Raw genomic sequence first — 10,189 nt, forward strand, 5'->3', positions numbered from 1 at the left:
ATTTATCACTTTGCCAGGGGGCAAGCGCGAAACCTTTACCTTTAAGCCCACCCGCGATCCAATTTCTAGCTATTTCCCTGCGATCGATGGCTATGATGCATCGATTTACCATCCTGCCTTTACATCGGAGAAAGGCTCCACTAGTACCTTGACCGTTGTCGATACTAAGTTAAGTTACATCGATGGCAAGTACTATTCCCTTGGTAGTGGGGTGGCTTACAATCCTGCGGATGGTTATTTTGGGAATAAGTACATTCTCACCACGAAGGAGGGGATTGTGTATGAGATTGATGGAACGACGGGTGATCTGAATAAAGTTACTAATCCCAATGGCAATACGCTCACGTTTACGGATGCGGGAATTACTAGCGATACAGGAAAAGCGGTAACATTCCAGAGGGATGCTAGTGGTCGGATTACTTCAGTAACTGATCCTCTCGGTCAGGTGGTCAAGTATCAGTATGATGCTAAGGGTGATTTGATTGGGGTATCGGACAGGGAGAGTAATACGACCCAGTTTAAGTATGCTCAGCCCACCCGTGACCATTTCTTGACAGAAGTGGTCGATCCACTTGGAAGATCTGGGGTGAAGAATGAGTATGACGCGCAGGGTCGTCTGGTGAAGTTGGTGGATGCTTTGGGTAAGCCTGTACAATTGGCTTATGACCCGACTAATTCGACGGAGACGGTGACGGATGCTTTGGGTAATCCCACGACCTATGTTTATGACCAAAGGGGTAATGTCGTCTCGGAAGTGGATGCGCTGACGGGGATGACAACGAGAACCTATGATGATGAAAATCATCTATTATCTCAGACCGATGCTTTGGGTAGAACCATGAGCTATACCTATGATAGTTTTGGTAATCGCTTATCGGAAACCGATGCTCTGGGTAATTCTACTCGCTATACCTATGGTGCTTATGGACGAGTTTTGACAGAGACCGATGCCTTGGGTAATGCGACGGTGAATGCCTATGACAAGCGTGGTAATCTGCTCTCACGTAAGGATGCTTTGGGCAATGTTACGAGCTTTGACTATGACCTCAGAGGACAGCTAACCTCAACAACGGATGCTTTGGGGCGTAGTTCTAACTTCAGTTATGACAGTTTCGGTAGAATCACTGGTAGTACTGATAGTTTAGGACATACAACTAGTTTCAGCTATGACGCTAATGGTAATCAGTTAAGCGAATCGACGACGGTGACGACAGCAGAAGGAATTAAGGAAGTCAAAACCGTTAATACCTATGATGCCAATGGCAGACTATTGACTACAACCGATGCAGAAGGACGGATAACTCGTACTGAGTATGATGCGAATGGGAAGGAGAAGTATAGCTATGATGCCCTCAATCGTCGCACGGAATATAAATATGATGAGAAGGGTCAGTTAATTGAAACGATCTATGCTGATGGTACTTCTACGAAATCAGAATACGATGCGGCGGGTAGACAGATAGCCAGTATTAATCAGGCTGGAGTGAAGACGGTATTTGTCTATGATGCTTTGGGAAGGTTGATTGAAACCATTGAGCCTGATGCTACGCCGAATGACTTGAGTGATAATCCCCGAACCAAGACTGAGTATGACTTGGCAGGAGAGGTATTGGCTCAGGTGGATCAGCGTGGTAATCGGACTACGTTTAGTTATGATCTGGCGGGTAGACAGACCGAAATTACCGATGCGCTGAACTTTAAGACGATTTTTGCCTATGACAATGCGGGTCGCAGGGTAAGTGTGAAGGATGCGTTGAATCGCACGACTAGTTATGTTTATGATGCGATCGGTCGCAATACCAAGACGATTTTTGCGGATGGTACGTTTACGATGACTGATTATGATAAGTTGGGTCGTAGGGTTTCGACGGCGGATCAGGCTGGGGTGAGTACGCGGTTTGAGTATGATGGACTGAATCGGTTGACGAGTGTGATTGACGGTTTAAGTCAACGGACTAGTTATGGTTATGATGAGTTGGGCAGGATGATTGCTCAGACGGATGCCAATGGTCATACGACTAGGTTTGAGTATGATCTGGTGGGTGAGAGAGTGGCGAAGGTGTTGCCTTTGGGTCAGAGGTTTACTTATCTCTATGATGCGGTGGGCAATCTCAAGAGTCAGACTGATGCTAATGGTAAGACGGCAACGATGTCCTATGATGTGATGAATCGGTTGGTTAATGAGAGTTATCAGGATGGTACGAGTTTTGGCTATACCTACAATCTGGTCGGACAGAGACAGACGGTGACGGATGGTCGTGGTGTGACTTTGTTTAATTATGATGTTAGGGATAGGTTGGTTTCGAGGGTCGATCCTGATGGAAAATCTATTGCTTATACCTATGATGCGGCGAGTAACAGAACTAGTGTGATGATTCCTTCGGGGACTACGAGTTATACCTTTGATGCGTTGAATCGTTTGGATACTATCACTAATGGTACTGATGTTACAGATTATGATTATGATGCGGTGGGTAATTTGAGTCGGACTGTTTTGCCGAATGGAGTTATAGAAACAAGAAGTTATGACGGTTTGAATCGGTTGACGAAGTTGGAGAGTAAGAAGGATGGCTCGGTGCTGTCTGGGTTTACTTATACTCTCAGTCCTACAGGTATGCGGACTTCGGTGACTGAGCAGGATGGTCGGAAGGTGGATTATAAGTATGATTCGCTTTATCGGTTGACTGAGGAGAAGATTACCGATTCTGTCAATGGGAATAAGACGGTTGGCTATACTTTTGATGCTGTTGGTAACAGGCTGAGTAAGGTGGATGATGGTATTCAGACTTCCTATGTATATGATGCTAATGACAGGTTAATCAGTGATGGAATTTCTACTTATACTTATGATGCTAATGGTAATACGCTCTCTGTGACTAAGGGTTCTGATGTTACGGTGAATACTTGGGATGATAGCGGTAGGCTGATTAAGGCGGTGATTAGTTCGGCGACTGGTACTAAGACGGTTGAGTACAAGTATAACTCTACTGGTATCAGGGTGATTTCCATTGATGATGGGGTAGAAACACGCTATCTAATTGATGAAAATCGTGATTATGCTCAGGTGTTGGAAGAGTATAAGCCTGATGGTACGGTAATTGCTTCCTATGTCTATGGACATGATCTCATTTCTGAGAATAGGAATAGTATGAAGTCTTTCTATATCTATGATGGTTTGGGTAGTACGAGGGCTTTGACTAATGCGGCAGGCACTGTTACGGATTCCTATAACTATGATGCCTATGGAACTTTGCTAAATTCAACAGGTAGTTCTGAAAATAGTTATCGTTTTGCTGGTGAGCAGTTTGATAAGAATCTTAATCAGTATTATTTGAGGGATAGATATTACAATCAGGGTGTTGGTAGGTTTACGAGAAGTGATAGTTACCAAGGTAATATTAGTAATCCTTTGTCTTTAAACAAGTATTTGTATGCAAATGGAAATCCAGTTGGTTTCATCGATCCTACTGGGAAATTCTCAATTGCAGAGTTTTCGGCTGCTGAATCAATCCGTAATACTTTAGCGGGAATACAAACTAATGCTGGAGGCTATCTAATATCAGCTACATTGAATGATGGCGACTATGGGTTAAAAGAGTTTCTTATTGATACAGCTTTGAATGTTGCTGTTGTCGGCACTTTCTTAGCTTTGCCATATCTTTACAGCAAAGCATTTGGATCAGGAATAAGTGCAATTCCCCCACTAGGAGGAAGAGGACCTATAAGTAATCGTCCTTTTGATCCAAATGCAGCAGGCGGAGCAATTAAACAACTCACTACTAGAAGTGTTAAAATTACCAACAAAGGAATTGATAGAGTAGTAAATCACATTAATGGATTTGATTACGATCCTGGTAATCAATATATGATTAGCCGACTCAAAGCTATAGCAAACGGAGAAATAATGCCAACGCAAGTTGATATAAACTTTTATACTCACGAACTTCGCGAAGGTTTCAGATTTCAAAAGCTTGGCTATAGACCTGGTGTAAACTATCCACCTCTTGGCTCCGTAGAACAGTATAATGTATGGAATAATACTCACACAGCGACTATAGAAGATTTTGGTGGGATAGGGGTTGAATTGACTGATCTCTATCATCCAGAAGCTATAAGGCGTTCTGAAAATTACATAGCTAAATTACATGGAATTAGACCTTAATAAAGATATAGAAAACTTACTGCGACTTTACGGCACTTCATCTGGCGTACCTATTAGCCCATATATTCTTGGGAAAATATTAACGATGAAAAAACATCCCCTTGCACAGGATGTTCCAAGAGTTATCGAAATACTTCAAAAAATGTTTAAAGATGGACTAATTGAAGAAGCATCTACAAATGAACATTCTGGCTATGTTATATCTGACAAAGGCAAAGAATTGTTAGCTGAGTTACAAGATATTCCATTAACAGAATAACTATGCTAATGGAATATCTTGTAGCAATGTTCTATTTCAATAGATGCGGTTGGTAATCGCTTGAGTAAGGCTGATTCTGTGGATGGGACTACGAGTTATGTCTATGATGCTAACGACAGGTTGTTAACAGAGACGAAAGGCTCTGAGGTGATGAGCTATGGCTATGACAATAATGGCAATACGCAGTCAAAGACTAAGGGTACGGATATTACGATCTATGCTTGGAACGACCAAGGACGATTAGTAAGTGTTCAGAATCCTAGTACTGATGCTGTGTCCTATGAGTACAATGAAAATGGAATTAGGGTTAGTTCGACAATTAATGGTGTGAAGACCAGTTACTTGCTTGATGCTAATCGCGATTATGCTCAGGTGCTTGAGGAGTACGATAACTCAGGAACTCAGGTTTCCTATCTGTATGGTCATGACCTGATTTCTCAGAATAGGAATGGGGCAAAATCTTTCTATCTCTATGATGGGTTAGGTAGCACTAAGGCACTGACTGACGCGAGTGGGGTGGTGACGGACGCTATATCTATGATGCTTATGGTAATGTCTTGAGTTCTATTGGTACGACTCAGAATAGTTATCTCTATACGGGTGAACAGTTTGATGCTGGGGTTGGTCAATATTATTTAAGGGATAGATATTATAATCAGGCGATCGGTCGGTTTACCAGAAGCGATACTTGGGAGGGGAATACAAATAATCCGCTTTCTCTGAATAAGTATCTTTATGCGAATGGAAATCCATTAGCCTTTGTTGATCCAAGCGGAAGAACTGCTGTATTAGATGGGGACATCGTACACGAAGTAATTGGTAAACACTTTGTAAGTGAAGACAGAATAAATCGTGTATATGATCCTCGTTCAAGTCAAAATCCTGGAGTAAAAGTAATACAGCAAAATATACTCAGAATACTCAGAAGATCATTAGGTGACGAGAATGAGAGCGGTGTTCGTTATAGAAATTCGGCAAGACCAGACCTTACAGATTTTAAGTTGCGTGAGATTTATGAAGTTAAACCCAGAACACAACTTTCTAAGGCACAAAACCAGTTAAATAGAGATCTAGCAGCGCTAAATCTAAGAGATCCGCAGAGATGGTTTGCAGGAGTTACATACAAATCATATCCCTCTGTAATACCTATTACTGGAACAAATAGATTCGCCCTTGTGTCAACCTATGGACCAGGGCTTATTATTTACGATAGGATTGGTTATGATGAAGATTCACCATTAGTATTAATATCAGTTGCTTTTATAAGAGCAGTTGAAAAATCACAAATTGATCTTCTGGTATCGAATACTAGACTTCAAGCATCACTTTCAAGGGGTTTCTTTTAGTTATGTCTTCAAATTTGCAGTATTTAACCAATGAGTTTGATATACGTTTTTATCACTGGAGCATATTGGAAGCTCAACGAGAAGCTAGAGAGGATTTTCCTTCTCTAAGAAAGCTTCTCAACCCCGAAGCACAAAATATTATAAAAATATTTGACTCGTTATCATCCGAGCTAAAGCTAGAGCTAGCTTTAGCTCTCCCAAAATTTAGTCAGCGTAATACTCTTAGCTTATTAGGCGAAAATTTAACTGATAGAGACCAAGAACTTGATCATTGGTTTTACAATGAAGCTAATTCCCACAGCCAAATAATTAAGCAACTTGAGCATCTCAATTCTATACAACAAGTTGTTGATTCAAAAAAACTAAAATCTTTAATTAGCAACGAATTAGAATCTATTTTAGGAAAACCATTTAGTAGAAAAGGAGGTTTAGGATATCGAACAATCATAGATTGTTGGTCTGTTAAGACATGGATCGATGTTGTTAATGGAACATTTAGCTACTTTCACACAATCTTTCATCAAGATGAGAAAAGTATCAGACTTGGGCCAGGTGTGGGAATTTCTCTTGGAATATGGCTTGGGTTCAATTTTAATACAGCACGTTGGATATGCACAACGGAAGATGAAGCGGAGCAATCAGCTAAATCACTTAGTATTTTCTGTGCCCATTTCTTGAATGCATTACCTGATTTATTGCAAGGTCTTTTCTATGAGAAGTCTTAGTATCAAGGAAAAATAAGTGAGATCTACTGACTGAAAAGAATGCGTTAGGAAGAGCTACCACCTTCCTCTACGATAAATTTGGCAGACCGATAAAAGTACCCTAATACTGATCACATTAACACAAGCGAAACCTACGACAGTAACTTTCTCTGTAATAGCTCCCCAGACCAGAATGGCAAAGTAACCCAGTATGAATACGATGCACAGGGACGCTTAGCAGCCGTGATTGATGCGCTGAATCAACGCACAGAATATGGTTATGACTTGGCTGGAAACTTGACCTCAGTGAAGGATGCGAGTAACCATGTCACCGAATATCGATACGATGCCTTGAATCGCCGTGTGGATACAGTACTGCCGATGGGGCAACTGTCTAGAGTCACCTATGATGCAGTGGGTAACATGGCAAGTTTTACCAATGCCAATGGCGAAACAATTACCTACGAATACGACGCGCTCAATCGTCTGACTAAGAAGGTATTGCCCAGTGAAACCTTCACGATGACCTATGCAAGCATTGGTAAGCTTGCCTCAGTGACGGATAGTCGGGGTACGACTACCTACAGCTATGATGCGCGGCAAAGATTGACCGAGCAGATCGATCCTGACGGTCAGTTCCTGCGCTATGGCTATAATGCCGCGAACTTGCGAACTGCGATTACGACGGCTAGTGGTACGACTACTTTTACTTATGACAAGTACAAGGAATTGCAGACTGTCACCGATGCAACTGGCGCGGTAACTACCTATAATTATGATAAGGCTGGCAATCTGATTGAAACCGACTTAGCTAATGGTGTGATCGAGAAGAGAAGCTATGACTTGCTGAATCGTTTGACACAGATTGAGAGCAAGAAGGATAGTACGGTAATATTCAGTGCGGCTTATACTTTGGATAATGCGGGTATGCGAACAAAGGTCGTGGAGAATTTAGCTGGTTATAGCCGCACCGTGAATTATACATACGATGGGCTGTATCGGTTGTTGTCGGAAAATGATGGAGTTTCTGGTACGAGCTATACCTACAGTCCGACTGGCAATAGGCTCACGAAGACGAGTGGTGGGGTTACTGCGAATTATGTCTATGATGCCAATGACAGGTTATTGACTGATGGTACTGCGACCTTTACCTATGACAGTAATGGCAATAAGAAAACTGAGACTAAGGATGGGGTGACGACTACCTATACTTGGGATGCGGAGAATCGGTTAAAAGCGACTGAGGGTGGTGGTACGAGTACGGTCTATGATTATGACTATTCTGGTATTCGCGTATCGCAGACGGTAAACGGTGTGGAGACGAGATTCTTGGTGGATAAGAATCGCAATTATGCTCAGGTGTTGGCGGAGTATGCTCCTAGTGGAACGGTGTTTGCTTCTTACACTTATGGTAGTGACTTGATTTCTCAGGATAGAAATGGGACGAAGTCGTTCTATGTTTATGATGGTTTGGGCAGTACGAGGGCTTTGACGGATGCGACGGGTAATGTGACGGATACCTATAATTATGATGCCTATGGGAATCTATCTAGTTCGACGGGTACGACGGTCAATAGCTATCTCTATGCGGGTGAGCAGTTTGATAAGAATCTGGGTGATTATTATCTAAGGGATAGATATTACAGTACAGATATTGGTCGCTTTACTCAGAGGGATAGGTTTGATGGCGTTATGAATAATCCGCTGTCTCTCAATCGCTATGGCTATACTCATGGTAATCCTGTCAATGGTACTGATCCATCTGGGATGTTTTTACTGGAACAAGCTGCGGTTAATCGGATAATTGCTACTCTCGCGGCTATATATTTTGTGAGTTATTCTAGAGGAAGTTCTGGCTCAAGATTGACTGGTCTACCACAATCTGAACGACCAATACCGCCTATTTCTTTGGCAGAAGGCTTACCTTTACAGGTATCAATACGCGAACTTAATACTTGTGCATCACTAAACGATCCTTACTGTAGCAGGACTGGAATACCTACGGTAGTTTATACAGCAAAAGACTTACCTGGACACGCTTCTCACATTAATGCAGCTCAAAATGGACAAGGAAACACAATAAGTTCAGATGCCCGAAATCCTTCCATCTTTCCGCAGTATCGTCTCCCAGCCACCCTTCACTATGGATCTGAGCAACCTAGAACTTTTTTAGACAGAACTTCTCACTGTAATCAGTCAGCTAGGGATGCTTGGACATCTCAATTCCATTGGATTAGTCCAGCTTGCGATGAGTACCCCTTCAACTCGTCAATTGAGGGTGGAGAAACTCGCTATAATATGGGATATGTCTCTTTACAACTACTTGATGATTTAGAATCAAGTACACAAGGAGGATTAATGGGTGCATTCTATCAGAGAGCAAGAGTCAACTTTGGCGACATATTTGGAGTGGTTACAATGCCAAATAATGCTGGAGAAAGATCGTTTTGGATCACTAGAGAAGGCAGAACAGAAAGACCTATAGGATGGTAATAAAATGACTAATAATATTTACTTCTACTTAGATAAAATTTCAACTTTGTTTGATCAATACGCTCAAGACAAACTTGATCTTCTCCAATTTGGTGTTAAAGAATCTGCTTTTGACCTAATATTGAGAAACAGGTCGGTTTTACTTCCAGATGAGGTCAAAGATTTATACAGATGGTCAAATGGAACATATAATACAAACAATAGACTTTTTCCAGGGATATCATTTATGTCACTACAAGAAGCCTTATTTCAATATTCCTCAAAATTGAGAAATGCTGAGGAAAGTGCGATACATGCTGGACGACAAGCCGATAGAACTTGGTGGAAGCGTTACTGGTTTCCCATCTTCTTTAGAGATGAAGGTGATTACTTTATTTTGATTAACAATAAATCTAATAAGTCACCTTCACCAGTTTTTCTTTACAACTATAGTGACTGGAATGATATACGACCAAAGTATATGTATACAAGTCTCACAAGTATGATTCGGACTATAGTCGAATGCTACGAAACAGGGGCTTATTACATTGTCGAACAGAATGGGGAGATGTTTCATGAGTGCGATCCTGAGAAAGAAGAAACTATTCGGCTAAAGCATAATCCTGAAGCATTAGGCAGCTATTTTGACTTATTCCCAAATGAAGAATTCATTCTACCTGGATAGACTATTCTAGTTGTCTAGCTAATTTAGTTTGAGTAGCGATCTCTTTCTAGCAATGAGTAGGCGATCTTAGATTTAGTAGCGATCGCTTTTTCATTTGAGAACTATCAGGAGTTTTGAAATGATGTTTTAGGCGATCGGGAGTGTCTCGTTTGATAGCGATCGCTTTTTTTCATTGTAAAGGCGATCACGGATTTTTAGATGATGTTTTAAGCGATCGGGAGTTTATCGTTTGAGAGCGATCGCTTTCTAGTCATGAGTAGGCGATCGAAGTTTTTTAGATTTAGTAGCGATCGCTTTTTCATTTGAGGGCTATCAGGGATTTTTAGATGATGTTTTAAGCGATCGGGATTTTATCGTTTGATAGCGATCGCTTTCTAGAAATGACTGGAGTTTAGACTAAAAAAGGAAAAAAGGCAGAGTAAAAGAGATACAAACTGCCTAAAGTAGATAGAAAAAGAAAAGCACATCTACAGTCATGATTATTGATAAACTACAGAACTTTCGTCAACAGGCATATAATTTTTTAGGTAAATGGAAGAGATGCAATATTTGACTTAATGG

Annotated in this window: 7 protein-coding genes; all 7 read left to right on the forward strand. The window is 41.3% G+C overall.

Annotated elements, in window-relative coordinates:
* Window positions 1-4,162, forward strand: a 4,162-nt coding sequence (locus PSE7429_RS17245; protein WP_009628575.1) for an RHS repeat-associated core domain-containing protein, incomplete at its 5' end; no start/stop codon positions are given.
* Complete coding sequence (locus PSE7429_RS17250) at window positions 4,146-4,421, forward strand: hypothetical protein (protein WP_009628576.1); 276 nt, start codon at window positions 4,146-4,148, stop codon at window positions 4,419-4,421. The genes PSE7429_RS17245 and PSE7429_RS17250, both read left to right, overlap by 17 nt.
* A 78-nt stretch (window positions 4,422-4,499) precedes the next feature.
* On the forward strand, window positions 4,500-4,982 hold the full coding sequence (locus tag PSE7429_RS17255) for a YD repeat protein (RefSeq protein ID WP_009628577.1): 483 nt from the start codon (window positions 4,500-4,502) through the stop codon (window positions 4,980-4,982).
* Entirely contained in the window at window positions 4,979-5,767 is a 789-nt protein-coding gene (locus PSE7429_RS17260; protein WP_009628578.1) for an RHS repeat-associated core domain-containing protein, read from the forward strand. The genes PSE7429_RS17255 and PSE7429_RS17260 overlap by 4 nt, the downstream gene beginning before the upstream one ends.
* 2 nt (window positions 5,768-5,769) lie before the next feature.
* Window positions 5,770-6,492 carry a hypothetical protein gene (locus PSE7429_RS17265; protein ID WP_009628579.1) on the forward strand — a complete coding sequence of 241 codons (723 nt, stop codon included), beginning with the start codon at window positions 5,770-5,772 and terminating at the stop codon, window positions 6,490-6,492.
* Between the two features lie 222 nt (window positions 6,493-6,714).
* Window positions 6,715-8,964 (forward strand): RHS repeat-associated core domain-containing protein, encoded by a 2,250-nt coding sequence (locus PSE7429_RS17270; protein WP_009628580.1) that lies wholly within the window; start codon window positions 6,715-6,717, stop codon window positions 8,962-8,964.
* Between the two features lie 4 nt (window positions 8,965-8,968).
* A complete protein-coding gene (locus tag PSE7429_RS17275) occupies window positions 8,969-9,628 on the forward strand; it encodes an SMI1/KNR4 family protein (RefSeq protein ID WP_009628581.1) in 660 nt (219 codons plus the stop codon).
* Window positions 9,629-10,189: the final 561 nt, after the last annotated feature.

The sequence above is a fragment of the Pseudanabaena biceps PCC 7429 genome, from assembly GCF_000332215.1.
GTDB classification, from domain to species: Bacteria; Cyanobacteriota; Cyanobacteriia; order Pseudanabaenales; family Pseudanabaenaceae; genus Pseudanabaena; species Pseudanabaena biceps.